This window comes from Arthrobacter sp. B2a2-09, from assembly GCF_027587375.1.
In the GTDB taxonomy this organism is placed as follows: Bacteria; Actinomycetota; Actinomycetes; order Actinomycetales; family Micrococcaceae; genus Arthrobacter.
In genome coordinates, this window is the sequence record NZ_JAMXIC010000037.1 from 1 (window position 1) to 22,087 (window position 22,087).

Genomic DNA, 22,087 nt, shown 5'->3' on the forward strand with positions numbered 1-22,087 from the left:
CCCGCATAATCGAAGGTCACACCCCGGTCCAAGAAGGTCCGCGCCATCGACTCCGCACGGGCGCTCACATCGGCAAGCGAAAGCTCGCGGAGTGCGCCGTCCACCTGGCCGTAGGATTTTCGGGCAACGGTGCCTGGGGCGAACATTTCGTCGTAGGCGCCGGAACGGGCGGCGGCCTCGGAGTAATCCCGGAATAGCTCTGACATGGGATTCAGACAATCACCTTTTCGATTACGAACGCATTTCGCGTTCTGCATGTTGCGACAACAGGTGTGAACCCGTTTCGCATTTCAACGCTTGCATGCATCAAGGTTGACGAATGCACCCCAATCGTTTCCCGGCCCCCGTCTCCCGATTGGGAGCCGGGATTGTCATCGCAGTGGCAGCCACTGGACTTGCCTTCAGTGTCCATGCCCTGCTTCCCCCCATTCCTGCCATGACAGCGGCTGTAGCGCTGGGTTTGTTAGCTGCAAATATACCGGGCACGGCGGCATGGGCTGCCGGACGCGCCCGCCCGGGCCTGGACTTCGCCGGCAAGCACCACATGCGGGCGGGCATCGTGCTGCTGGGCTTGAAGGTCAGCGTTGTCGATGTGCTCGACCTTGGCTGGTTTGCGCTCGTCCTGATTGCCGCCGTCGTCCTGCTCAGTTTCGCCGGCACGTATGGCCTGGCCCGTCTGGTGAAGCTTCCGCGCGAAGGCGCCTTGCTGATAGCAACAGGCTTCTCCATTTGCGGCGCCTCGGCGATTGGAGCAATGGCCGCGGTGCGCCGCATCAAACACCAGGACACCGTCCTGCCCGTTGCCCTGGTGACCCTTTGCGGGACGCTCGCCATCGGCGTCCTGCCCCTGCTCATGCACCCTTTGAGGCTGAGTCCGGAACAATTCGGCGCATGGACGGGCGCCTCCGTGCACGACGTCGGCCAGGTAGTCGCGACGGCACAGACCGCCGGTCCGGTGGCGCTGGCACTCGCCGTCGTCGTGAAACTGACCCGGGTCATCCTGCTGGCCCCCATCGTTGCCGGAGCGGGCCTCACGCAACGATGGTCGATGCGGCGGAAGTCGCGCAACGGCACCGACGCGAACGACGACGACGGCAAGTTCCCGCCGATCGTCCCTCTCTTCGTGCTCGGGTTCATCGCGATGGTGGCCGTCCGTTCCTTGGGCTGGTTGAGCCCGGGCGTCCTGGATGCCGCGCGAGGACTCCAGGACGTACTGCTCGCCTCGGCCTTGTTCGGGCTAGGTTCGGCGGTCCGGGTCCGCACGTTGTTGCGCACAGGTGGCCGTGCCGTGCTGGTTGCGCTCGGCTCCTGGTTCCTTATCGCCCTGTTGGGCTTGGGCGCCGTCTTGCTCATGATTAGATAGCTGGGTGTCGAATCACAACTTGGCGCGCGCTGAGGCCGCCACCCGTTCAGCCTTGATCAACACCCACAGCTACGATGTCTCCCTTGACGTCCGCGAAGCCGCCGATGTGGGCGTGCCGGGGTACACAAGCCGCAGCGTCATCAACTTTTCCGCCGAACCTGGTTCGTCCACGTTCCTGGATTTCATCCACGGTGGCGTACACAGTGTCTTCCTCAACGGAAAAGGACTCGACGTCGCCGAGGTAGTGGACGGCGACAGGATCCGCCTCAACAATCTCCAGGCTGAAAACCAGGTCACGGTCACCGGAACCGCCCTTTACAGCCGGTCGGGAGAGGGCATGCACCGCTTCGTCGATCCCGCCGACGGACAGTGCTACCTCTACACTCAATACGAACCGGCGGATGCCCGCCGCGTCTTCGCGAATTTCGAACAACCGGACCTGAAGGCCGAATTCACCTTCCACGTCATGGCGCCTTCCCTTTGGCAGGTGGCCTCCAACGGCTCCGAGGTGGCCCGGACGCAACTGAGCAGCGACCCTGCCACGAGCCGCTGGGACTTCGCTACGACCAAGCGGATGTCCACCTACATCACCACCGTCCTCGCCGGTCCCTATTTCCGCGCCACGGATCACTGGAGCAAGACGCTCGACGACGGGAGCAGCCTTGAGGTTCCGCTGGCGCTTTATTGCCGCGCATCCATGCAGGAGTCCTTCGATGCCGCGGAGCTTTTCCGGCTGACGAAGAACGGCTTGGACTTCTTCAACGATCTCTTCGACTATCCGTACCCCTGGGGGAAGTACGATCAGGCGTTCGTGCCCGAGTACAACCTTGGTGCCATGGAAAATCCCGGCCTCGTCACGTTCACGGAGAAATACGTCTTCACCTCGCGGGCCACCGATGCCCAGTACCAAGCCCGCGCCAACACCCTCATGCACGAGATGGCCCACATGTGGTTCGGAGACCTCGTGACCATGACTTGGTGGGATGATCTCTGGCTCAAGGAATCCTTCGCCGACTACATGGGTACCCTCGGCGTGGACAAGGCCACGGACTGGGACAGCGCCTGGGTGAATTTCGCGAACAAGCGCAAGTCCTGGGCATACCTGCAGGACCAGTTGCCAACGACCCACCCGATCGTCGCGGACATTCCCGACCTGGAAGCTGCCAAGCAGAACTTCGACGGCATTACCTATGCCAAGGGCGCATCCGTCCTCAAGCAATTGGTGGCCTACGTCGGCTTCGAGGCGTTCATTGCCGGCTCGCGGCGCTACTTCAGGGATCACGAGTACGGCAACACCTCACTCGCCGACCTTCTCGAAGCCCTGGGCACAGCATCGGGCCGGGACCTTGGAACCTGGGCCCGGCAATGGCTGCAGACCTCGGGGATCTCTACCATTGCGGCCGAGATCTCCGGGAGCGACGATGCCATGGAGGCGGTCACCCTGCATCAGGACTCCGTGGACCCCATCACGGGCAAGCAAGAACACCGGCCACACAGGCTCAGGATCGGTCTCTACAACTTTGACGACGGCGGCCAGTTGCTCCGCACTGAGGGCATCGAGCTCGACGTCGACGGCGCCGACACCACCGTAGGGGCACTCGCGGGAAGGCCGCGCCCGGCCCTCCTTCTCGTCAACGACGAGGACCTCAGCTATGCCAAGGTCCGCCTGGATGCGGGATCCGAGGCGACAGTGCGTTCCTCCTTGGACCGCTTCAGCGATCCCATGGCCCGGGCCTTGTGCTGGACGGCCCTGTGGGATTCAGCGCGCGACGCCGTTACCCCGGCGGCGCTGTACGTCGCCGCCGTCGAACGCTTCGCCCCGGCCGAGTCAGGAATCGGCGTCCTCCTCAACGTTCTGGGCAACGCGGTGACCGCCGTCGAGCGTTACGTCCCGGCCCCGCAACGGAATGAGGTCCGGGAGAGCCTGATGGCGAGCAGCGCGATGCAGCTGAGAGCCTCCGAGCCGGGTTCGGACCAGCAACTCGCGTGGGCCAGGACCCTGGCTGAGTTGTCGCGCCATGATGGCGCTTACGTCGAGTTCCTCCGCGGCATCCTCTCCGGCAGCGTCACGGTGGACGGCCTGACGGTGGACGCGGATCTCCGGTGGAGCCTGTGGCAGGCACTCGCAGCCAACGGAGCAGCCGCGCTATCGGAACTGGATGCCGAACTCGCCCTGGACCACACCGCGGCCGGACGCGAAGGCCATGCACTGGCCGCAGCTGCCCGTCCAGATGCCGCCGTCAAGACGGCCGCATGGCATGCCGCAGTCAACGACGCTGAGCTTTCCAACGAGATCCTGAGCGCGACAATCGCAGGTTTCTCCCTCGCCCCGTCCGGGCTCTTGGACGGCTTCACGGAACCGTACTTCGATTGCCTGGAGGATATCTGGCAATCCCGAAGCATCGAGATCGCGGGCCGGATTGTGCGGGGCCTGTTCCCCTCGGCACAGGATCTGCCGGCCGGGATGGCACCGGAAGATCATCCGGTGCTTCGGCGCACGGACGATTGGCTTGCTGCCCACACGGCAGCTCCGCGCGCGCTCCGGCGCATCGTCATTGAGCAGCGAAGCCATTTGTTCCGCGCCCTGACGGCCCAATCCGCCGGTGCTTCGCAACAAGAAGCTGTAGCGCTGCAGCAGGACTGACGCAGGAGCCGGCGATCCGGCGTTGACGAGCTGGCCTTTGAACCAAGGAGATCGCCGACATCGTCTTTAGATGCAAAGCCCGGCGCTCCGCATGGGCCTTTTCCTGAGGACGGTTACCATGAAGATTCCTCGCCCCGTGCTTGCCGTGGCAGCGCTGGGCACCAGCCTATTGCTCGGCGGCTGCTTCGGCGGACAGCCCGCCGCTCCCGCCCCTGCAACCCCACCGGCGAGCACAACGCCCGCTCCAAGCCCGCTGGCACCTTCGCCGAAGGTGACCACCGGGACTTCCCCCACGCCGTCGACCTCGCCGACAGTTCCACCAGCCGCAGTCCCGCCGCCGGCGGTTCCACCCCCTGTGCAGGCGCCACCCGCTGTAGTTCCGCCAGCGGTCGTTCCGCCACCGGTACAGGCGCCACCGCCGATGGTCCGGCCTCCAGCACCGGCGCCACCCCACATGATTCCGCCGCCCCCGCGGCACCCCAATGGCGGCGACCGCGACGGCGACGATAACGGTGGACCGGACGACGGCGATGGAAACCGGTAGCGCGCCGGCCCGCCACAGAACAACGCTGTTCGACGGGCTCTCGCTGGGCACAGCTACTGCTCTGGGCACAGCTGCGGCAATGATGGCCGTCGCAGCTTGCGGTTCCGCAGTTCAAAGCCCGGCGCCTCGCACCGTTCAATCCGCGGAAGCGCCGTTCGCGTGGTTCAACGCGGCACCTGCCCCGGCAGGGTGGAAAACCATGGATCTTCCAGATGGCACCGGGGTCCTTTCAATCCCACCCGATGCCAGTGCTGCGCAAAGCGACCCCGGCAGCGTAGCCGCAACTGTCTCGTCTTCAACGGGCGAACTGCGGATATACCTCAACGCCACACCCCGGCAGGGCAGCGAGTCGCTGGACAACTGGAACACCTTCCGGCTCGATCACCTGGCGGACGAGAATTCCTCGTCACCCACCAAAATCGGGGACCGTACCGGGATGGCTTTCCGCGGAGGCATGGGTTCCTGCGTGGACGACAGCTACGTGACCCACGTCGGCAACAACCGTTACCGCGAGATAGCTTGCCTCGTAGCGGGCAGCCGGGGCAGCAGCGTACTCATCGTGGCGGCTCCCGCCGATTCATGGCCGCTCTACGGTCCGGTCCTGGAACAGGCAGTGAATGCGTATCGGGCGGAGTAAGTAGGGAACACCGGTAGTTAAGGAACACAGGTAGTCAGGGAACACGGTGCAGCCATTCTTCGGTACCGAACTTTGACTGCACCCGTTCCCGGGCTGTTGCCAATTCGGCGTCGGTGATGCGGGACTCCGTGGCGCCGTAGCGCTCGGTGAAGACCTCCTGCATGGCTTTGATGATCTCCGTCCGCGCCAGGCCGGTTTGCCGGCGGAGTGGATCCACGCGCTTCTTTGCACTGCGGGTGCCTTTGTCGGAAAGCTTTTCCTTGCCGATGCGCAAGACCTCCACCATTTTGTCGGCGTCGATGTCGTAGCTCATGGTGACGTGGTGCAGCATCCCGCCGTTGGCGAGGCGCTTTTGCGCGGCGCCGCCGATCTTGCCTTGCTCGGTGGCGATGTCATTGAGCGGAACGTAGAACGCGGTAATGCCCAGTTTTTCCAGGGCAGCCATGACCCACGCGTCCAGGAACGCATAGGAATCGGCAAAGCTGATGCCATCCACCAGGCTCTGCGGCACATAGAGCGAATAGGTGATGCAATTTCCGGCCTCCATGAACATCGCTCCCCCGCCGCTGATACGGCGGACCACCGTGATGCCGTGTCGGGCGACGCCGTCGGGATCCACCTCGTTGCGGAAAGACTGGAAGCTGCCGATCACCACGGACGGCTCTTCCCAGTCCCAGAAGCGCAGTGTGGGGTTGCGGAGCCCGGCCCCGACCTGTTCGGTGAGGACCTCGTCCAACGCTACGTTGAGGTGCGTGGGAAGGACCGACGGCGGGATGACCTCCCATTGGTGGTCCGCCCACCCGCTGGCCTTGGACAATGCCCTGCGGACAGCAACGGCGACGGCGTCGGCGGAAAAGCCGAACAGGACCGTTTCGGCGGGCAATGCGGCGGTGACGGCAGCAGAGATCTCTGCCGGCGTCGAACTTTCCGGAAGGCCCGTGAGCGCCCGGTTGATCTCCACCAGGGCCTCGTCCGGTTCCAGGAAGAAGTCGCCGCTCAGCGAGACGTGCGCGAACCGCCCGTCCACGACGTCGAGGTCAACCACCACGAGTTTTCCGCCGGGGACCTTGTATTCGCCATGGAGCCGGGGACCGTCGTGTTGAAATGCCATGCTGGAAGTCATGGTTTCCATCCTGCCGGAAAACGCAAAAGCCCGCAGCCGCCGAAGGTACGACGGGTGCGGGCTTTCACAGAAGCTTGGAGGTGAAGTTGATTACTTCTTGCCGCCGAAGCCCTTGAAGCGAGCGTTGAAGCGCTCGACGCGGCCTGCAGAGTCCATGATGCGCTGCTTGCCCGTGTAGAACGGGTGGGACTCCGAGGAGATTTCGACGTCGATGACCGGGTAGGTGTTGCCGTCTTCCCACTCGATGGTCTTGGAAGAAGACACGGTGGACTTGGTCAGGAACTTGACGCCGGAAGCCAGGTCGTTGAATACAACAGCTTCGTACTTCGGGTGGATATCAGACTTCATAATGGGACCTTTTGTTCACGCAGCTGGATTTTGCCAGCTGCCAGGTATGAATGGAGGTGGTCCGTTGCTGTCATTTGCACATTTCAGCGGTCGGGCCAACAACCAATCATAGCGGAAGCGGCGGGGCCATACGAACCGAGGTCAGCCGCGCGGGCGCAACTCCCAGAAAGCCACCGCGGAAGCGGCGGCGACGTTGAGTGAGTCGACGCCGGCCCGCATGGGAATCTTTACCGCGAGGTCGACGGCGGCGAGCGTCTCCGGGCTCATGCCCGCGCCTTCGGTACCGAGCACGAGGGCGAGTTTTCCGGGGTTGCTCGCGGCAAGGGCGTCGAGGTCCACAGCGTCATCAGTCAGCTCCATGGCAGCGACGGTGAAGCCCTGCTCCTTCAGCCGTTCAAGATCGCCCGGCCAGGACTCCAGCCGTGCCCAGGGAACCTGGAACACGGTGCCCATGCTCACCCGGACGCTGCGACGATACAGGGGGTCCCCGCAGCGCGGGGACACGAGCACGGCATCCACCCCGAGCGCCGCCGCGGAACGGAAGATGGCGCCGACGTTCGTGTGGTCGACGATGTCTTCGAGTACAGCCACGCGGTGTGTCCCGGCGAGAAGTTCCTCGAGGGGCACCGGTACGGGGCGATGCATGGCAGCCATGGCACCCCGATGTAGGTGGAATCCGGTGATTTCCTCAAGCAGGGAAGCCTTGCCGATGTAGACCGGCACCTCGGGGAACTGCTGGAAAACGTCGTCGAGATCTTCCAGCCACTTCTCCGCCAGGAAGAAGGAGCGGGGCCGATGGCCGGCTGCGAGGGCACGCCGCAGCACTCGTGACGACTCTGCGATGTACATGCCCTCTGCGGGCTCGCGGAGCTTGCGGAGGTGGACATCTGTCAGTTGTGTGTAGTCGGCAACGCGCGGGTCGTCAGCGGTTTCGAGGTAGTGGAAAGTCACGGGGGTTCCTATTTCAGCAAGTTGGCGATCATGAAGCCGAGTGCCACGATGCCGAGCGCGAAGATCACGATGCGCAGCGCGAAGGGCTTCAAGCGCCTTCCCACTTTGGAGCCCACAAGTCCGCCGATCAATGAGCTGACCGCAATGACTGCCACCACCGGCCATTCGATCCGGCCAAAGGCAAACAGGAGGTAGGAGCACGCTGCCACGACGTTGACGGCCAACACCAGGATGTTCTTCATGGCGTTGGCGTTCTGGATGGTGCCCGTCATGAAGACACCCAGGATGCCGACCAACAGGATGCCCTGGGCAGCGACGAAATAGCCGCCATAGACCCCGGCGAGGTATACCAACACCACGAGGACCACAGTATGGCGCTTGTCGTGGATGGCGTGCTCCGGATTGCCGGCCCGGTCCTGGACCCACCGTTGGAGTTTGGGCTGGAAGAGCACCATGAGCAGCGCGAGCACGATCAAGATGGGAGCGGCGTAGTAGAAAACCTTCTCCGGGAGGTGCAGCAGAAGCCAAGCACCCGTGATGCCGCCGAGCAGCGACGCCGGCAAGAGCCTGAGCAGCTGCCGGCCCCTGCCCCTGAGTTCGTGGCGGTAGCCCCAGGCCCCTGTCACGTTGCCTGCCACAAGCCCCATGGCGTTGCTGATGGTCGCCGTGACAGGTGCATAGCCGAGGGCGATGAGGACCGGGAACGTCACCAGCGTGCCCGAGCCGACCACACTGTTGATGGTTCCGGCCCACAAGCCCGCGAAAAAGATCAGGATGCCGCTAAGGATCTCCACTGCTTTTCGCTGCCCCGGCCTAGCGGCGGGCGGTGGCCGTGTAGCGGCCGGAGTTTTCGGTCACGTCCAGGGGCAGGCCGAAGGTGTTGCTGAGGTGTTCCGCGGTCAGGACTTCCTCGATGGGTCCCGCGGCAACCACCCCGCCGTCGCGAAGCAGCATGGCGTGGGTGAATCCCGGAGGAACTTCTTCAAGGTGGTGTGTCACGAGAACCATGGCGGGAGCGTCCTCGTCCCGGGCGAGTTCCCCCAGTTTGTGGACGAGCTCTTCGCGTCCGCCAAGGTCCAGGCCGGCGGCCGGCTCATCGAGCAGGAGCAGCTCAGGATCGGTCATGAGGGCCCGGGCGATCTGCACGCGCTTGCGCTCGCCCTCGGAAAGCGAAGAGAAGGAGCGATTCAGGAGCGGCCCCATCCCCCACTCGTTGAGAAGGCCGAAGGCGCGGCGCTCGTCGTCGCGCTCGTATCCCTCGCGCCAGCGGCCGGTCACGCCGTAGGCAGCGGTGACCACAACGTTCAGCACGTTTTCCTGCTCCGGGATCTGGGTGGCCAGGGCCGCGGAGGAAAGGCCGATGCGCGGACGGAGCTCAAAGACGTCCACCCGGCCCAGCGTCTCGTCAAGGATCCCGGCTTTCCCACTGGTCGGATGCATCCGGGCGGCAGCGATCTGGAGCAGAGTGGTCTTGCCGGCACCGTTGGGACCCAGGATGACCCAGCGTTCGCCTTCATTGACCTGCCAGTCAACCTTGTCCAGCAGGGTCTTGGTACCTCGGACAACGCTGACGGAAGCCAATTCAAGAACATCACTCATAGGAGTAGACACTAGGACAAAAATGGGGGCGATAGATAACCGAAACTTCGGTCACATGGTTTGCGCGCCGCCATGAATGAACAGGAATTCGGGCGGTGGTTCCGCGCTCGCTAAGATTGCAGCCATGAGTTCGAACTTGACCGCGGTCAGCTATGGCGTGAATTTGTCCCTTTCGGAGCTTGAACACCTGCGCAAGGTGCTGTCCGGCTCGGGTGCTTCCTTCACGTCGGAGTCGCGTTCGGGGGACGATCGCTTTGGGGTCTACACCATTGGCCTCGCCGTTGACGGGGCTACCGTCGCCGACTTGTCAGGCATCCGGCGCAGGGTCGCCGACGCTGCAGCACCCGGCATGGACACCGCGATTGTCGCCGACGCGCTGCGTGACGCTTCACGCAAGCTGCTGATCATGGATGTGGACTCCACCCTGATCCAGCAGGAAGTGATCGAGCTGCTTGCCGCACACGCCGGCAAGCGCGAGGAAGTAGCGGCCGTGACGGAGGCCGCGATGCGCGGCGAACTGGATTTCGCGCAAAGCCTTCACGCCCGGGTGGCGGTCCTCGCAGGCCTGCCGGCCGCCGTCGTCGACGCCGTCCGCGCCGAGGTGCGCCTGAGCGAGGGCGCGGCGGAACTCGTGGCTGCTTTCAAGGCCGCCGGCCATGCGGTGGCGGTGGTGTCCGGCGGCTTCAACCAGATCCTGCGGCCCATCGCGGAAGAACTCGGGCTGGACTACTGGATCGCAAATGAACTTGAGATCGTTGACGGCTTCCTGACGGGCAAGGTCCTTGGCGACGTCATCGACCGCGCAGCCAAGGAGAAGTACCTTCGCGAGTGGGCAGCCGCCGAGGGAATCGACCTGGAGCACACTATTGCGGTGGGCGACGGCGCGAATGACCTCGACATGCTGGGCGCGGCGGGCATTGGTGTCGCATTCAACGCCAAGCCTGCCGTCCGGGCGGTCGCTGATGCCGCCATCAACATGCCGTACCTGGACGCGGTCCGGTATATCGCCGGCGTTTAGCCCGAAGTCATCCGCCACGAAGAAGCGGCCCGGGACTGGCTAATTCAGACAGTCCCGGGCCGCTTCTTCGTACGCTAAGAAATATCAGGCGCTCTTGCCGAAGTAGTCGGCGCCGCCGACGTACTCGGTGTGGCCGCTCTCGACGTCGGCCGTGACCATCTTTGCCACCTCGGCGGCGAATTCCGCCACCGAGTACAGCTTGCCGGCCTCGGCCCGGCGGGCTTCAATGGCGCCCGGGTTGGAGCGGTCCAGGAGGGTCGCCGTCACGGTGCCCTCGATCATGTCGCCGGAAACCACCACGAGCGAGATGCCCTTGTCGGCCAGGTTCGGCAGCAGTTCCCGCAATGCGTCTTCGCCGGCGCGCTTGCTGCGGGCAACGGGCTCGTACTCGGGCATCGTGGGAACAGTCTCGACGAAGTGTGCCTGGTGGCTCGTGACGAAGACTACGCGGGAACCTTCCGGCATCAGCGCGACAGCGGCGTTGAGCATGTTGATCTGGGCATCACGGTTCAGCTTGAGGGCGTAGTCCTCCTCCATGCCGGATTCCATGCCGCCCGAAGCGTTGAGCACGAGGACGTTCAGCGAACCGAATTCCTCCATGGCCGCGCTGGCCAAGGCCTGGACGCCTTCCTGGGTTGTCAGGTCCGCGCCGACGGCTACGGCACGGCCGCCGGCTGCCTGGATCTCGCCCACTACTTTGTTTGCCCGGGGGGCCTTCTGGCGGTAGTTGATGACGACGGCGGCGCCCTCGCCAGCCAGGATCTTGGCTACTTCAGCGCCGATGCCGCGTGAAGAACCGGTGACGATTGCCGTCTTGTTGTCCAGCAGTCCCATTCGTGCTCCTTTATTCAAAACGTCCAACTTGTTCAAAACATCCAAGTTCTATTTAGTCCCGAGTCAATCATGCCAGCGGGAACCCTGATCTAGTGGCCCATGCCCAGGCCGCCATCCACGGGGATGACGGCACCGGAAATGTATGCGGCTTCGTCACTGGCAATCCAGCGGACCACGTTGGCGACCTCGGAAGCCTCGGCAAAGCGGCCGGCCGGAACACTCGCCAAATACGCCTTCTGGGTGTCTTCGGGAAGCTCGGCGGTCATGTCCGTGTTGATGAAACCCGGTGCCACCACGTTGGCAGTGATGCCACGGCTGCCAAGTTCCCGGGTGAGGGAACGGGCGATGCCCACCATGCCAGCCTTCGAGGCCGAGTAGTTGATCTGTCCCGGGGCGCCGTAGAGGCCCGACACGGAGGAGATCAGCACAACCCGGCCCTTGCGCATGCGGATCATGCCTTTCGAGGCCCGCTTGATGACGCGGAAGGCACCCGTGAGGTTGGTGTCGATGACGGAAGTGAAGTCGTCCTCGCTCATGCGCAAAAGGAGCGTGTCCTTGGTGATGCCGGCGTTGGCTACCAAAACCTCGACAGGTCCGTGGGCAGCTTCGACTTCCTTGAACGCGGCGTCAAGCGAGGCCTCGTCCGTCACATCGGCCTTGACGCCAAGGATGCCTTCAGGGAGGGGGGTTTCGCTGCGGTACGTCACGGCGACCTTGTCGCCGTTGGCGAGGAATGACTCTGCGATCGCCAGGCCGATGCCGCGGTTTCCGCCTGTGATGAGGACACTGCGGGCGGTTGATACTGCTTCAGACATGCTGCTCTCCAGAGTTCCGCGGCAGCGCTGCGCCGCTTGAAAGTGGGTGATTTCCTGCATCGATCTTAGCCGCCGGGAGCCCCCAGCCGCGGGTAGCTGGGCTCGGCGCGGTTTGGGCGGCCCGTTCCGGGGTGAGAGAATTGAGGGAAGCCGTTGGAGCGTGATGAATCAGCCGTGACAAGAGATAGCAGTCCCCTGCAGGCGCCCGGGGACCCGGACGCCGTTTCAGGTGACCCCGAGGTGCACAGCATTACCGACGCCGCTGCCGCCCACTCGGACGACATGCGCGAACGAATGATCAAGTACGCCGTGGCCATGGGTATCCGTCTGGTGTGCCTCCTCCTCATTTTCGTGGTCGATGGCTGGTTCAAGATCATTGCCGTCGCTGGGGCCGTGTTCCTGCCCTGGATTGCCGTAGTGATCGCCAATGGCAGCGACAAAGCCGAAGTGCACAGCGATGCCTTGTTGGACTACGTCCCGGCTGCCGAACTGGAAGGGTCACCTGCAGAAGAAGGCGAGCCACCCGCGGCGCCCGTCACTGTCTTGGAGGGCGAACTCATCGACGACGACGCCACTCATCAGGACGTATCCGGCCCGGAACCAGAAGACATCACCGGCGGCGGCAAGCACCACTATCCGTTCAGCGGGGAAGAACAGGCGGCTTCATGAACATCTTCAGTATGGGCGGCCTTGGGCTCGAGAATGAGCAGCATGTCGGCCATCGCGAGACGCCTGCGGCCGTCTGCTCACGCAAGGCGTGCCGCGCCGAGGCCACGTGGCAGCTCCTATGGAACAACCCCCGTATCCACACTCCCGAGCGCCGAAAGGTGTGGCTGTCCTGCGGGGAGCACCGGGAATGGCTGGAGGACTACCTGCAGACCCGCGGCCTCTGGAAAGAGACAATACCGTTCGAGAAGACCACTGACCCAGGCGAGGCCCGCTGAATGTACCGCTTTCTCTTTTCCAGCAAGTGGCTGGGCTACTTCGTCCTGGCCGTGATCTTCGCCACGGGTTGCGTTTTGCTGGGTCGCTGGCAAATGGACCGCAGGGCCGAAACGTTGGCGGAAATCAATCGTGTCGTCAACAACTACTCGGCCACTCCCCTTCCCTTCTCCGCCGCCAAGGCACAGTTCCAATCAATGGACCCCGAACGGGAATGGGCGCAAGTGGAACTGCATGGGAGCTATGACGTTTCGGGCCAACGCGTCGTCCGTAACCGTCCCCTCAATGGCCAGCCAGGATACGAGGTAGTGGTCCCGTTCCGATTGTCGAGCGGCGAAGCGGTGGTTGTTGACCGAGGGTGGTTGCCCATCGGAAACAAGACTCCCGGCCGCCCCGACAGCATTCCCGCCCCGCCGGCCGGCGAGGTCACCGTCGTCGTCCGATTGCAGGCTTCCGAGGCCAACCTGGGCCGTGGCGCCGTAGAGGGCCAGCTGCAATCGATCGATCTTCCTTCGTACGCCGCAGAACTTGGCTACCCCATCATGACCGGGGCCTACGGGCAGCTCGCCACAGAGTCGCCCGCTGTCCAGGTAATGCCCGCGCCATTCGCCAAGCCGGCCACCGACGAGGGCACCCACCTGTCCTACTCCTTGCAATGGTTTGCCTTCGGCGTGCTGATGTTCGTCGGTTTCGGCTACGCGGCCAGGCAACAAGCCCGTAATGCCCGGATTGACGCCGAGGACGAGGACGAAGAAATAAGCGCAATGCCTCGTCGCACGGCACCCGCGCCACGGAAATCCAAGCGGCCAACGGCCGAAGAAGAGGAAGACGCAATCCTGGATGCACAAGGCTACTGAGATGGTCCCGGCCCCCGTCCTGAACGTGAAGTCGGCCCTGACCGCGGCCGGCGCCCAAGACACGGTGCGCACTTTCGACGACGAAGTCCCCACCGCGGCTGCGGCAGCTTCCTTGCTGGGTTGCGATGTTGCGGCCATCGCGAACAGCCTGGTCTTCGAGCTTGACGGTGCTCCCCTGTTGATTCTCGCGAGCGGCGCCGCGAAGGTGGACACCGCCTTGGTGGCGGCCTCGTTGGGGACAGCCAGGATTCGCCGGGCCAGCCCGGACTTCGTCCTGGAGCACACCGGCCAGGCCGTAGGCGGCGTAGCGCCCGTTGGCCACCCGCAACCAATACGAACCATCCTCGACATTTCGCTCCAGGAACATCCACTGCTCTGGGCAGGCGCGGGTGACCATAACTCGATGTTCTCCATCAGTTACAGCGAACTCCAGCGGATTACGGCAGCCCAGCCCCTGCAGGTCCGCTAAGGCGCTGGTCCGCCGGGTCATTGATTCGGCGGAGCCATTGATCCGCTGCGGCCTGGGGCTAGGCTGGTGAGCATGGCTGAATACACCTACGTCACGTACATCGAAGGAACCCCGGACCAGATTTGGACGGCACTGACGGACGCAGCCCAAAGCACTGAGTACTGGGGCCACGCCAATGTCTCGGACTGGAAGGCAGGTTCACGCTGGGAACACCGGCGTGCGGATGGCTCCGGAACTGCCGACGTCGTGGGAACCGTCCTGGAAGCAACGCCGCCGGTCCGCCTTGTGAACACGTGGGAGGATCCCGCGGTCCCGGAGGTGGTGAAGCCCGACGTGGTCACCTTCACCATCGAATCACATGACGGTATTGCCAGGCTTACCGTCCATCACAGGAACATCGCCGACGACGAACAGCTGGCGATTGCTAGCCGCGGCTGGTCGGCGGTCCTGTCCAATCTGAAAAGCTACATTGAACTAGGCCGCCCTCTTGCCTCCGTGCCATGGGAAATGCCCTAGCGGGGTGGGAAATGCCCTGACTCGTTCCCCTAAGCGAGGGTGATGAGGTCCAGGTAGTCTTCGTTCCAGTGGTCCTCGACGCCGTCCGGGAGCAGGACCACGCGTTCCGGGTTCAGCGCCTCCACGGCGCCCTCATCGTGGCTGACGAGCACGACGGCGCCGGAGTAGTTTCGCAGTGCGCCGAGGATCTCAGCGCGGCTGGCGGGGTCGAGGTTGTTGGTGGGCTCGTCCAGTAGCAGCACGTTGGCGCTCGAGGCCACGATCGTGGCGAGGGCAAGTCGCGTCTTCTCACCACCGGAAAGCACACCTGCAGGCTTGTCGACGTCGTCACCCGAGAACAGGAAGGAACCGAGGATCCCGCGGACCTCTGCGTCCTTCATGTCCGGAGCGGATGATCGCATGTTCTCCAGGACAGTGCGGTCGTGGTCAAGGGTTTCGTGTTCCTGCGCGTAGTAGCCCACTTTGAGCCCGTGGCCCGGGACGATTTCGCCGGTGTCCGGCTTATCCACCCCGGCAAGCATCCGCAGGAGGGTGGTCTTGCCTGCACCGTTGAGGCCCAGGATGACCACCTTGGAGCCGCGGTCGATGGCCAGGTCCACGTCGGTGAAGATTTCCAGTGAACCGTAGGACTTGCTCAGGCCTTCTGCCGTGAGCGGAGTCTTGCCGCACGGAGCAGGATCCGGGAAACGCAAGGCTGCCACGCGGTCATGCTCGCGGACTGCTTCCAGGCCGCCAAGCAGCCGTTCGGCGCGCTTCGCCATGTTCTGCGCCGCCACGGCCTTGGTGGCCTTGGCACGCATCTTGTTGGCCTGGTCCATGAGGACCTGGGCCTTCTTCTCGGCATTGGCGCGTTCCCGCTTGCGGGCGCGCTCGTCGGTTTCACGCTGCTGCAGGTAGCGCTTCCAACCCATGTTGTAGAAGTCGATCTGCGCCCGGTTGGCGTCCAGGTGGTAAACCTTGTTGACCGTGGCTTCGAGGAGCTCCACGTCGTGGCTGATCACAATCAGCCCGCCCTGGTGACCCTTGAGGAAGTCGCGGAGCCAGGTGATGGAGTCCGCATCGAGGTGGTTGGTGGGTTCGTCCAGGAGGAGGGTCTCGGCGTCCGAGTAGAGGATCCTGGCCAGTTCCACGCGGCGGCGCTGGCCGCCGGAAAGGGTCTTGAGCGGCTGGTTCAGGAGCCGCTCGGGAAGGGCCAGGTTGGAGGAAATAGCTGCGGCTTCGGCCTCGGCCGCATAACCGCCTCCTGCGAGGAACTCGGCTTCCAAGCGGTCATAGCGGTTCATGGCTTTGCGCTGGACCGTGGCGTCTTCGCTGGACATGTCCGTTTGTGCCTGCTTCAGCTTGCCCACCACCACGTCGAGGCCGCGGGCGGAAAGGATGCGGTCGCGTGCCAACTGTTCCATGTCCGGGGTCCGCGGATCCTGGGGCAAGTAGCCAATCTCACCACTGCGGGCAACCTTGCCCGCCGCGGGCAGTCCCTCGCCGGCAAGGACGCGGGTGAGGGTCGTCTTGCCAGCACCGTTCCGGCCAACCAGACCGATTTTGTCCCCCTTATCCACGCGGAAGCTCACCTGGTCCATGAGCAGGCGGGCGCCGGCGCGCAGTTCGAGTTCCTGGACGGTAATCAATTCGGGGGATGCCTTTCAATGGGGAACACCCGCAGCACCGGAGGTCAAGGCGCGGCTGAAGTGGAGGGGCCGAACAAACGGCCTTTACGATTCTACCGCCCACCAGGTCTCACGCTCGCCAGCGCCAAGGCTGGGCGCGGTTTACCCGGAATAGTAAGTACCCTTGCTACTATTTTCGACGCGTGGTTAGGTGAAGGTAGGATCCGGCAGGGAGCGCGGCATAGTGGCTCAGTGATGAATCCGATTGGACGATTGCGAGGGAGGCTCTCGATGAGCAGTGCAACAGGATCCGAGGGCAAGCACGTCCGGACCGACCGCGGCCAGGATGAAACCCCGGACGCCGCCGAACCTGACGCTGCCACCCGTGAGACCGTCATTGCCCGCGAAAAGGAGCAGTTCGGCGGAATCAAGATTGGCTCCGCTTTCTTCGGCTGGCTGACCGCCACGGGGATGGCCGTTCTACTAGTCGCATTCCTGGCAGCCGCGGGGATCGCTGTTGGACTCGCCAACAACGCGAACGTCAGTGACGCCCTGAATCTGGCGTCATCGCAGACGGTGGGCATTGCGGGAATCATCGCGCTCCTGGTGATCCTGTTCCTCTCCTATTATTGCGGCGGCTACGTTGCCGGACGCATGGCCCGGTTCAACGGCGTCAGGCAGGGGGTCATGGTCTGGCTGTGGGCAATTATTGTCGCCGTGCTGGTGGCGTTGCTGGGCTTGCTCGCCGGACCGCGATTCAATATCCTCGCCAACGTGAACAGCTTCCCGAGGATTCCCGTGAATGAGGGACGGCTGAGCACGACTGGCATCATCGCCGCGGTCGTGGTGGCAGCAGTGACCCTCGTCGCCGCGGTAATCGGGGGACTGGCCGGCATGCACTACCACCGCAAGGTGGACCGGGCGGGCTTCACCCCAACGGAAGAGGACGTCGCGGCTTAGCCAAAAGCCACTCCGGCCGCTCAGCGGGCCATTCTTTGTACCTTGGCCCCAAGGCCTTGCTGCGCTGCTCGTGGACACCCTACAAAATGACGTATCCAGCTGCTCTGTAGTGTCGGTTTCAGGGGATTCATTCCGCCCCGGGCAAAGACAGGACACACCATGAGCAGCACCGAAACCGCATCCACGCGACGAACCCCTCCCCGCACCCGTTGGACGTCCACGGACATCGGCCTCATCGCGGTATTCGCAGCCCTGGTGGCCGCCTCAACGCTGATTCCGGGCATTCCGGTCGGGGCCCTGGGCGTGCCGATCACCCTGCAGACCCTCGCTGTCATCCTGACCGGCCTCGTGCTCGGTGGCGGCCGGGCATTTGCCGCCGTCGGGCTTTACACCCTGCTCGGTTTCGCCGGACTGCCGATCTTCAGCGGAGGCCGCAGCGGACTCGGTATCCTGGCAACACCATCGGCCGGCTACATCATCGCCTTTCCCTTGGCGGCGGCCGCCGCCGGCTGGCTGGCAGCGATCGTGATCCGCAAGACCGTAAAGTACCGTGCCGTCTTCCTGTTTGCCGCAGCCATGATCAGCACAATCGTCCTTATCCACGGCCTTGGCGTGCTTGGCTTCATGGTCAATGCCAAGTTTGACTTCGCCAAGGCATTCCTGGCCGACCTGCCCTACTACCCCGGCGATACCATCAAGAACGTCCTGGCGGCGATCATCGCCGTCTCGCTCCACAAGGCCTTCCCGGACATCCTGGTCCGCCGCGTCAAATAAAGCGGGAACAATCAGTACATGAACACCATCATTCTCAGCGAAGTCTCAGTGCGCGTAGCCGTCGATGGCAGCCCGGCGCCCAAGACCTTGCTGCAGGACGTCTCTTTGGAACTCACAGAGCGACGCATCGCCGTCATTGGGGCCAACGGCTCGGGAAAGTCCACCCTGCTTCGCTTGCTCAACGGCCTGGTGGCTCCAAGCGAGGGTACCGTCAGCGTCAACGGCGCAGACAGCATGCGGGCCGTTCGTCAGGTCCGCAGCCAAGTGGGCTTCGTCTTCACCGATCCCCTGTCGCAATTGGTCATGCCAACCGGCCGGGAAGATGTTGAACTCTCCCTGCGGCGTTCCATCAAGAACTCCAAAGAGCGTGCGGCCCGGGCAGAAGCTGTCCTGGAACGGTTCGGCCTCCTGGACCTCGCCGATCAGAGTATTTACGAGCTCTCCGGCGGAGAACGGCAGCTGCTCGCCCTCGCCGCCGTCCTCGCGGTGAATCCCGCCGTGCTGGTTCTCGACGAGCCTTCAACGCTGCTGGACCTGCGCAACCGGGAGCTGCTCAGGCGCACACTTGCGGGTCTGGAGCAACAAATCATCATGTCCACCCACGATCTCGACCTTGCCCTCGAAGCGGATCGCGCGTTGGTGGTGGACGGCGGACGGATAGTGTTCGACGGCGGAGCAGCCGACGCCGTCGAACACTACCGCGCGCTCTGCTCAGCTGAATCCCCACAGGGCAAGGTGCAGGCGACGTGAGGGGCCACGGGGTCCTGATCCCCAACTATGTGCGGGGCGACTCGATCGTGCACCGCACGCCCCTGTGGCTCAAGTTTCTGTTGGTTGCCGGCTGCGGCCTGGCATCGTTCCTGATTGTCGACTGGCTTGTCTCGGCAGTGGTCCTCGCCGTGATGTGCGGGCTCTTCCTGCTGAGCGGTGCGGGGTTCCGACGGCTCGCGCATTCGGTGTGGCTCGTGACGCCCATCCTTGTGGCGATCGGCGCCTTCCAATGGTGGCAGCTGGGCGGGCCTGTTGCCGCACGGATCGTGCTCAATGTACTTGTCTGCGTCGTCGCGGCGTCGGTGCTGACGGTCACGACTCCGGTGCAGACATTGCTGGACGGTGTGGTTGCCCTGTCCAGGCCGTTCAAGCGTTTCGGGGCGGACCCTGAACGCTTCGCGCTGACCATCGCTATCATGTTGCGCAGCCTTCCGTTCATCGCCGGCGCATTCTCCGATGTCCGTGACTCAGCCCGGGCGCGGGGGCTTGAGCGCAATCCCCGTGCCTTGGTCTTGCCGGTATTCATCACCACGGTCGCCTATGCGCGGCAGACCGGCGACGCCCTGGCCGCGCGCGGCTTGGGCGACGCCGAAGACTAACCGCCCGGACGACTAATCGCCCGGCAACTGCGTGTACTGGAACATCGCCGCCGTACCCATTCCGCCTGCGATGCTGATCATCGCCAGCGCCAAGCTCTCCCGGCCTGGCTGCGCTTCGGCAATCCTGCGGGCCTGGGACAGTATCCTGGTCACCAGGACCGCCCCCGACGCACCATAGGCGTGCCCCAAAGCGAGGGCGCCGCCGTCGAGGTTCGCCCGCTCCGGTCCCACTCCCAGCGCGTCAAGGCAGGCGAGCGTCTGCGAAGCGAATGCCTCGTTGAATTCCACGAGGTCCAGTTTCCCTGGTTCGACACCAAGCTCCGCCAGCAATCGCTTGGCCGCCACTGAAGCTCCGATACCCAGCAGTTCCGGGTCCACGCCTGCAGTGTCGCAGCCCAGGACGAGCAGTCCGTCGGCGGCACCAAGTTGCCGTGCCCGCTGCAGTGAAGTGATGACGACGGCGGAGGCCGCGTCAGCGTCGAAGCACGAGTTTCCGGCCGTCACGGTGCCGCCCGGTACGAATGCGGGCGGAAAACGGGCCATGAGTCCGGCCTTGAGGGATGCCCGGGGTCCGTCATCCGCCTGGACCACGGCGCCCCCTGCTTCCAAGGGAACAATTTCGGGGACGAATGCGCCCGTGGCACTGGCGGCGACGGCCCGCTGGTGACTCCGTAGGGCGAAGTCATCCTGTTGTTCGCGGCTGATGCAGAATTTCCGCGCCACATTTTCGGCGGCCACACCCATGTCCGGGTCTCGGAACCAGGGTGGGACAAAGGTGGCGCGAGTGTAAAAGTCCGGCTCGCCGTCGGGGTCTTGATTTCGCCTGGCACGCAGCGGAGCAGTGCTGATGCTCTCCACTCCCCCGGCCAAAAAGACGCCATTGCCGCCCGCGGCAACGAGCCGGGAGGACAGGGCGATGGCGTCGAGTCCGGAACCGCACTGCCGGTCCACGGTCAGTCCAGGAACCCCCACAGGCAGTCCCGCGTGCAAGGCGGCATACCGGGCCAGGTTTCCGCCCCCGCCCACCGCATTGCCGATCACGACGTCGCTGACGTCCGAGCCGGCAACACCCGTGGTTGTCAGCAGTGAGCGCAGGACCGGGGAGAGGAGCTCCTCGGCGCGAAGCGACTTCAATTGTCCGTTGGCCCGGCAAATAGGTGTCCGCAGGGCGGCAATGATCACCGGCTGGCGCGAAGGGTCCAGCCCTGTGCCCGGCTCCCGGCTAGGCAAGGGGTTTCGCCCGCGGATCGTTGTTCTCAATCCAGTCCAGCAAGATCTGCCGGCTGACCTTCCCGCGGTCCGTCACGGGCAATTCGGACAGCGTGAAATAGCGCAAGGGCCGCTTGTCCCGGGCCAGCAAACCGTCCAGTCCCGTCTTCACCTGGGTTGCCGTCACCGAACCGTAGGCGGGTACGATCCCTGCGACGACTTTCTCGCCGCGGACTTCGTCCAGCATTCCAACCGCGACGGCGGCCGAAACCCCGGGGACCGAGGCCAAGGCAAGCTCCACCTCATGGGGATAGACGTTCCTGCCGGAGGTGATGATCATGTCAGACCGACGGCCGAGGATATGCAGGACACCGGAGTCCACATAGCCCTGGTCCCCCACCGTGTACCAACCGTCAAAGCACCGCAGCGCCTGGCCGTCGTCGCCCCACAGATACCCGTTGCTGACCATGCCGGAGCGGACGCAGATGTTCCCGTCGGCCCCTTCGGCCCGCTCCGCGCCGTCGTCGTCCATGATCTTGAGTTCGACGCCGGGAAACGGGCCGCCGATTCCGGTGCCGCCGGGGTCGAGCGGTTCCCCGGCAGCAAGCCGCGTTCCGGAAACGAAACTGAGCTCTGACGCACCGTAGTACTCGAAAATTGCCGCATTGGGCGCCCAGCGCCTGGCGGCCTCCAGCGTTCGGGCATCCAGCTTCGAGCCTGCGCAAATGATGCTCCGCACGCCGGATGCGTCCACGCCTCCGGCCAGTCCGCGCTCGCTCAGCAGGCGCAGCATGGTGGGCACGAGGACGAGGCGCGTGACGCCGTCGTAACTGATGGCTGCGTGGACATCGCCGACGTCGAAAGTCTCCAGAGTGTGGAAGGCCGCCCCGGCATACAGGCATTCGGACAGGGCGTATAGGTTCAAGCTCGCGGCCAGCGGCCCGGGCGCGAGTGTCCTATCCTCCGGTGTCAGCCCGAAGAATTCGATGGAGGCGTCAAACGAGACCTGCCACGAACGCCGTGACCGGGTGAAGGCCTTGGGGACGGACGTGGTTCCGGAGGTCAGGCCGATCAGGAAGGTGGTGTCGGGATGGCCGTCAGCAAGCTCTGGGGCAGCGACCGGCCCGGCAGCGTTGCCGGGTTGCGCTTGTCCAATCCTCTGGGCGACCTCATCGATCATGGTTTGCGGCCACAGCGGGTCGAGCACGGCACAGCGCCGCTCGCCGGCCACCGCGGCCGTGTAAGCCACCACGAAGTCCAGGGAATTGGGCTCGGCGAGTACCGTCGTCGCGGCAGTCTCCTCCAGGCGCAGGGTTGCGGCGTCCCGAAGGTCAGCCCAGTTGAGCCGTTTGCCGCCGACGACGACGGCAGTGTCGTCGGGGCGTTCATCGGCCCAGAGCTGAAGTTTGTCCAGAAAAGGCATCATCGAATTTTAGCCCCTGCCGCAGGTCCGCGGCTTTCTGTGACGCCAAACGTTCGGCCGGGTTCCAAGGCGTACGACGACGGC

Annotated in this window: 23 protein-coding genes and 1 pseudogene; 13 read left to right on the top strand and 11 right to left on the bottom strand. The window is 64.2% G+C overall.

What is annotated here, in order from left to right:
• Positions 1-206: pseudogene (locus NFJ07_RS23895) on the bottom strand (circularly permuted type 2 ATP-grasp protein); the annotation flags it as partial.
• 113 nt (positions 207-319) lie between these two features.
• Here NFJ07_RS23895 and NFJ07_RS23900 point away from each other — a divergent pair.
• The 3 genes from NFJ07_RS23900 (at position 320) to NFJ07_RS23910 (ending at position 5,188) form a co-directional block, all read left to right on the top strand.
• Positions 320-1,363 carry a YeiH family protein gene (locus NFJ07_RS23900; RefSeq protein WP_269998433.1) on the top strand — a complete coding sequence of 348 codons (1,044 nt, stop codon included), beginning with the start codon at positions 320-322 and terminating at the stop codon, positions 1,361-1,363.
• Between the two features lie 4 nt (positions 1,364-1,367).
• Positions 1,368-4,007 carry an aminopeptidase N gene (pepN, locus tag NFJ07_RS23905; RefSeq protein WP_269998434.1) on the top strand — a complete coding sequence of 880 codons (2,640 nt, stop codon included), beginning with the start codon at positions 1,368-1,370 and terminating at the stop codon, positions 4,005-4,007.
• Positions 4,008-4,489: 482 nt separating this feature from the next.
• Complete coding sequence (locus NFJ07_RS23910) at positions 4,490-5,188, top strand: hypothetical protein (protein WP_269998436.1); 699 nt, start codon at positions 4,490-4,492, stop codon at positions 5,186-5,188.
• A 34-nt stretch (positions 5,189-5,222) separates the two neighbouring features.
• On the opposite strand, the gene NFJ07_RS23915 is transcribed toward NFJ07_RS23910, so the two are convergent.
• From NFJ07_RS23915 to NFJ07_RS23935, 5 genes are all read right to left on the bottom strand, one after another.
• A complete protein-coding gene (locus tag NFJ07_RS23915; protein WP_442865392.1) occupies positions 5,223-6,320 on the bottom strand; it encodes a lipoate--protein ligase family protein in 1,098 nt (365 codons plus the stop codon).
• 81 nt (positions 6,321-6,401) lie between these two features.
• Positions 6,402-6,659: a type B 50S ribosomal protein L31 gene (locus NFJ07_RS23920; RefSeq protein WP_009358283.1), complete on the bottom strand. Its 258-nt coding sequence runs from the start codon at positions 6,657-6,659 to the stop codon at positions 6,402-6,404.
• 141 nt (positions 6,660-6,800) lie between these two features.
• Positions 6,801-7,610, bottom strand: a complete 810-nt coding sequence (locus NFJ07_RS23925) for a TrmH family RNA methyltransferase (protein ID WP_269998443.1) — start codon at positions 7,608-7,610, stop codon at positions 6,801-6,803.
• Positions 7,611-7,618: 8 nt separating this feature from the next.
• Entirely contained in the window at positions 7,619-8,404 is a 786-nt protein-coding gene (locus NFJ07_RS23930; RefSeq protein WP_269998445.1) for a sulfite exporter TauE/SafE family protein, read from the bottom strand.
• 19 nt (positions 8,405-8,423) lie between these two features.
• Positions 8,424-9,209 carry an ABC transporter ATP-binding protein gene (locus NFJ07_RS23935; protein ID WP_059389255.1) on the bottom strand — a complete coding sequence of 262 codons (786 nt, stop codon included), beginning with the start codon at positions 9,207-9,209 and terminating at the stop codon, positions 8,424-8,426.
• A gap of 124 nt (positions 9,210-9,333) precedes the next feature.
• On the opposite strand from NFJ07_RS23935, the gene serB reads away from it, so the two are divergent.
• The gene (gene serB / locus NFJ07_RS23940) at positions 9,334-10,227 is read left to right on the top strand and encodes a phosphoserine phosphatase SerB (RefSeq protein ID WP_269998448.1); all 894 of its coding nucleotides are present in this window, start codon (positions 9,334-9,336) and stop codon (positions 10,225-10,227) included.
• 84 nt (positions 10,228-10,311) lie between these two features.
• On the opposite strand, the gene NFJ07_RS23945 is transcribed toward serB, so the two are convergent.
• Together NFJ07_RS23945 and NFJ07_RS23950 are read right to left on the bottom strand one after the other, a co-directional pair.
• The gene (locus NFJ07_RS23945; RefSeq protein WP_269998449.1) at positions 10,312-11,061 is read right to left on the bottom strand and encodes an SDR family oxidoreductase; all 750 of its coding nucleotides are present in this window, start codon (positions 11,059-11,061) and stop codon (positions 10,312-10,314) included.
• 89 nt (positions 11,062-11,150) lie between these two features.
• Positions 11,151-11,876: a beta-ketoacyl-ACP reductase gene (locus NFJ07_RS23950; RefSeq protein WP_234749389.1), complete on the bottom strand. Its 726-nt coding sequence runs from the start codon at positions 11,874-11,876 to the stop codon at positions 11,151-11,153.
• A 153-nt stretch (positions 11,877-12,029) separates the two neighbouring features.
• Between NFJ07_RS23950 and NFJ07_RS23955 the strand changes: the two genes are divergently transcribed.
• The 5 genes from NFJ07_RS23955 (at position 12,030) to NFJ07_RS23975 (ending at position 14,660) form a co-directional block, all read left to right on the top strand.
• On the top strand, positions 12,030-12,545 hold the full coding sequence (locus NFJ07_RS23955) for a DUF3099 domain-containing protein (RefSeq protein WP_269998451.1): 516 nt from the start codon (positions 12,030-12,032) through the stop codon (positions 12,543-12,545).
• On the top strand, positions 12,542-12,820 hold the full coding sequence (locus NFJ07_RS23960; RefSeq protein WP_269998452.1) for a hypothetical protein: 279 nt from the start codon (positions 12,542-12,544) through the stop codon (positions 12,818-12,820). Before NFJ07_RS23955 ends, NFJ07_RS23960 begins: the two co-directional genes overlap by 4 nt.
• On the top strand, positions 12,821-13,675 hold the full coding sequence (locus tag NFJ07_RS23965) for an SURF1 family cytochrome oxidase biogenesis protein (RefSeq protein WP_269998453.1): 855 nt from the start codon (positions 12,821-12,823) through the stop codon (positions 13,673-13,675). It abuts the gene before it with no gap.
• Positions 13,659-14,144, top strand: a complete 486-nt coding sequence (locus NFJ07_RS23970; protein WP_269998455.1) for a YbaK/EbsC family protein — start codon at positions 13,659-13,661, stop codon at positions 14,142-14,144. Before NFJ07_RS23965 ends, NFJ07_RS23970 begins: the two co-directional genes overlap by 17 nt.
• A gap of 72 nt (positions 14,145-14,216) precedes the next feature.
• A complete protein-coding gene (locus NFJ07_RS23975; RefSeq protein WP_269998456.1) occupies positions 14,217-14,660 on the top strand; it encodes an SRPBCC domain-containing protein in 444 nt (147 codons plus the stop codon).
• Positions 14,661-14,689: 29 nt separating this feature from the next.
• Here the strand turns inward: NFJ07_RS23975 and NFJ07_RS23980 are convergent, their stop codons facing one another.
• The gene (locus NFJ07_RS23980) at positions 14,690-16,288 is read right to left on the bottom strand and encodes an ABC-F family ATP-binding cassette domain-containing protein (protein WP_184735294.1); all 1,599 of its coding nucleotides are present in this window, start codon (positions 16,286-16,288) and stop codon (positions 14,690-14,692) included.
• Between the two features lie 270 nt (positions 16,289-16,558).
• Between NFJ07_RS23980 and NFJ07_RS23985 the strand changes: the two genes are divergently transcribed.
• The 4 genes from NFJ07_RS23985 to NFJ07_RS24000 all read left to right on the top strand — a co-directional run bounded on the left by NFJ07_RS23985 (position 16,559) and on the right by NFJ07_RS24000 (position 19,371).
• A complete protein-coding gene (locus tag NFJ07_RS23985) occupies positions 16,559-17,227 on the top strand; it encodes a hypothetical protein (RefSeq protein WP_269998459.1) in 669 nt (222 codons plus the stop codon).
• A gap of 159 nt (positions 17,228-17,386) precedes the next feature.
• Positions 17,387-18,001: a biotin transporter BioY gene (locus tag NFJ07_RS23990; RefSeq protein ID WP_269998461.1), complete on the top strand. Its 615-nt coding sequence runs from the start codon at positions 17,387-17,389 to the stop codon at positions 17,999-18,001.
• Positions 18,002-18,019: 18 nt separating this feature from the next.
• The gene (locus NFJ07_RS23995) at positions 18,020-18,751 is read left to right on the top strand and encodes an energy-coupling factor ABC transporter ATP-binding protein (RefSeq protein ID WP_269998462.1); all 732 of its coding nucleotides are present in this window, start codon (positions 18,020-18,022) and stop codon (positions 18,749-18,751) included.
• Positions 18,748-19,371 carry an energy-coupling factor transporter transmembrane component T family protein gene (locus NFJ07_RS24000; protein ID WP_269998463.1) on the top strand — a complete coding sequence of 208 codons (624 nt, stop codon included), beginning with the start codon at positions 18,748-18,750 and terminating at the stop codon, positions 19,369-19,371. The genes NFJ07_RS23995 and NFJ07_RS24000 overlap by 4 nt, the downstream gene beginning before the upstream one ends.
• Positions 19,372-19,383: 12 nt before the next feature.
• Here the strand turns inward: NFJ07_RS24000 and NFJ07_RS24005 are convergent, their stop codons facing one another.
• Both NFJ07_RS24005 and NFJ07_RS24010 read right to left on the bottom strand, forming a co-directional pair.
• The gene (locus tag NFJ07_RS24005) at positions 19,384-20,601 is read right to left on the bottom strand and encodes a thiolase family protein (RefSeq protein WP_269998464.1); all 1,218 of its coding nucleotides are present in this window, start codon (positions 20,599-20,601) and stop codon (positions 19,384-19,386) included.
• The gene (locus tag NFJ07_RS24010) at positions 20,594-22,003 is read right to left on the bottom strand and encodes a class I adenylate-forming enzyme family protein (RefSeq protein ID WP_269998466.1); all 1,410 of its coding nucleotides are present in this window, start codon (positions 22,001-22,003) and stop codon (positions 20,594-20,596) included. The genes NFJ07_RS24005 and NFJ07_RS24010 overlap by 8 nt, the downstream gene beginning before the upstream one ends.
• Between the last annotated feature and the right edge of the window lie 84 nt (positions 22,004-22,087).

What these genes read in the sequence shown, in the direction of transcription:
- NFJ07_RS23945 (WP_269998449.1), bottom strand. Translation starts at nt 11,061, where the DNA reads ATGGGACTGCTGGACAACAAGACGGCAATCGTCACCGGTTCTTCACGC.
- NFJ07_RS23915 (WP_442865392.1), bottom strand. Translation starts at nt 6,320, where the DNA reads ATGGAAACCATGACTTCCAGCATGGCATTTCAACACGACGGTCCCCGG.
- NFJ07_RS23950 (WP_234749389.1), bottom strand. Translation starts at nt 11,876, where the DNA reads ATGTCTGAAGCAGTATCAACCGCCCGCAGTGTCCTCATCACAGGCGGA.
- NFJ07_RS23920 (WP_009358283.1), bottom strand. Translation starts at nt 6,659, where the DNA reads ATGAAGTCTGATATCCACCCGAAGTACGAAGCTGTTGTATTCAACGAC.
- NFJ07_RS23960 (WP_269998452.1), top strand. Translation starts at nt 12,542, where the DNA reads ATGAACATCTTCAGTATGGGCGGCCTTGGGCTCGAGAATGAGCAGCAT.
- NFJ07_RS23910 (WP_269998436.1), top strand. Translation starts at nt 4,490, where the DNA reads ATGGCGGCGACCGCGACGGCGACGATAACGGTGGACCGGACGACGGCG.
- NFJ07_RS23965 (WP_269998453.1), top strand. Translation starts at nt 12,821, where the DNA reads ATGTACCGCTTTCTCTTTTCCAGCAAGTGGCTGGGCTACTTCGTCCTG.
- NFJ07_RS24010 (WP_269998466.1), bottom strand. Translation starts at nt 22,003, where the DNA reads ATGCCTTTTCTGGACAAACTTCAGCTCTGGGCCGATGAACGCCCCGAC.
- NFJ07_RS23935 (WP_059389255.1), bottom strand. Translation starts at nt 9,209, where the DNA reads ATGAGTGATGTTCTTGAATTGGCTTCCGTCAGCGTTGTCCGAGGTACC.
- NFJ07_RS23975 (WP_269998456.1), top strand. Translation starts at nt 14,217, where the DNA reads ATGGCTGAATACACCTACGTCACGTACATCGAAGGAACCCCGGACCAG.
- NFJ07_RS23900 (WP_269998433.1), top strand. Translation starts at nt 320, where the DNA reads ATGCACCCCAATCGTTTCCCGGCCCCCGTCTCCCGATTGGGAGCCGGG.
- serB (WP_269998448.1), top strand. Translation starts at nt 9,334, where the DNA reads ATGAGTTCGAACTTGACCGCGGTCAGCTATGGCGTGAATTTGTCCCTT.
- NFJ07_RS23995 (WP_269998462.1), top strand. Translation starts at nt 18,020, where the DNA reads ATGAACACCATCATTCTCAGCGAAGTCTCAGTGCGCGTAGCCGTCGAT.
- NFJ07_RS23985 (WP_269998459.1), top strand. Translation starts at nt 16,559, where the DNA reads ATGAGCAGTGCAACAGGATCCGAGGGCAAGCACGTCCGGACCGACCGC.
- NFJ07_RS23970 (WP_269998455.1), top strand. Translation starts at nt 13,659, where the DNA reads ATGCACAAGGCTACTGAGATGGTCCCGGCCCCCGTCCTGAACGTGAAG.
- NFJ07_RS23990 (WP_269998461.1), top strand. Translation starts at nt 17,387, where the DNA reads ATGAGCAGCACCGAAACCGCATCCACGCGACGAACCCCTCCCCGCACC.